1 protein-coding gene is annotated in these 1,385 nt (G+C 73.1%); it reads right to left on the reverse strand.

Going from position 1 to position 1,385, the window contains the following annotated elements; genetic code table 11:
* Positions 1–1,385 (reverse strand): beta-ketoacyl synthase N-terminal-like domain-containing protein (locus ACN6LD_RS42215; protein WP_445045937.1); only part of this gene is annotated, 1,385 nt, incomplete at both ends.

Genomic DNA, 1,385 nt, shown 5'->3' on the forward strand with positions numbered 1-1,385 from the left:
CACGCCGTGTCCACCGTCACCGCCGGACCCTCCAGACCCAACGTGTACGCGATACGCCCCGACGCCACACTCGCCGTCGTCCCCGTCAGCAGATAGCCCTCCGAGCCGCCCGCGGGCTCGTACAGACGCGGCCCGTACTCCTGCGTCATCGCCCCGACGAACACCCCCGTGCGGCTGCCGCGCAGCGAGCCGGGCACGATCCGGGCCCGCTCCAGGGCCTCCCACGCCGTCTCCAGCAAAAGCCGCTGCTGGGGGTCCATCGCCGCGGCCTCACGGGGCGAGACCCCGAAGAAGGCGGCGTCGAACATGTCGGCGTCGTAGACGAATCCGCCGTGCCGCGTGTACGTCTTGCCGGAGCGGCCGCGCTCGGGGTCGTAGAGGCCGTCCAGGTCCCAGCCCCGGCCGTCGGGGAACACGCCGATCGCGTCGACGCCGGCGGACACCACATCCCACAGGCTCTCCGGCGAGGTCACGCCGCCCGGGTAGCGGCAGGCCATGCCCACCACGGCCAGCGGCTCGTCCGGGGCGTCCTGCAGCCCGGACAGGACATCGTCGACGGCGTGCGGATCGGGCGCCCCGACGAGATCGCGGACGATGTGCCGGGCCAGGACCTCGGGGGTGGGGTAGTCGTAGACCAGCGAGGGAGGCAGGGGCAGGCCCAGGTCGCCCGCCAGCCGGCTGCGCAGCTCCACCGACGTCAGCGAGTTGTAGCCCAGGTCGCGGAACGACTGGGCCGGGTCGACCGCTTCGGCCGACTCGTACTCCAGGATCTGCGCCGTGTGCCGCCGCACCAGATCGGTGATCAGCTTCTGCCGGAGCCGGTCGCCCTGACTGCTGCTCAGGCCCCGCATCCTCGCCGCCCACTCCCCCAGCACCGTGTCCGGCTCGTCGCCGTCGTGAGGGGCGTCGGAAAGGGCATCGGAGGCAGCCGCCCCCGCCGCCCCAGCAGCGGCGGCGGCGGGGGCGGTGTCGATCCAGTACCGCTTGTGCTGGAAGGCGTAGGTGGGCAGCTTGACCCTGCTGCCCCCGTGCAGGAGAGGAGTGAGGTCGGCGGCAACGCCGTGGGCGTGCAGGGCGGCCAGCGCCCGCACGGCGGTGCGGACCTCGTCCCTGTCCTTGTGCAGGACGGCGACCGCGGTGACGCTGCCCGAGCCCCTCCCGCTGCCCCCGCTGGTGCCGGTGCCGGTGCCGGTGCTGGTGCTGGTGTTGGTGCTGGTGCCGGCGTTGGTGCCGGAGTTGGCGTCGGTGCTGGTGCTGGTGCTGGTGTTGGTGCTCTCGGCACCGGTGGTGTGGGTGTGGGTGTCGAGGGTGTTCTTGACGAGGGCGGTCAGGACGGGGTCGGGGCCGAGTTCGAGGTAGGCCGTGATCCCCCGCGCGTGCAGGGC

The sequence above is a fragment of the Streptomyces sp. SAS_272 genome (assembly GCF_052543235.1).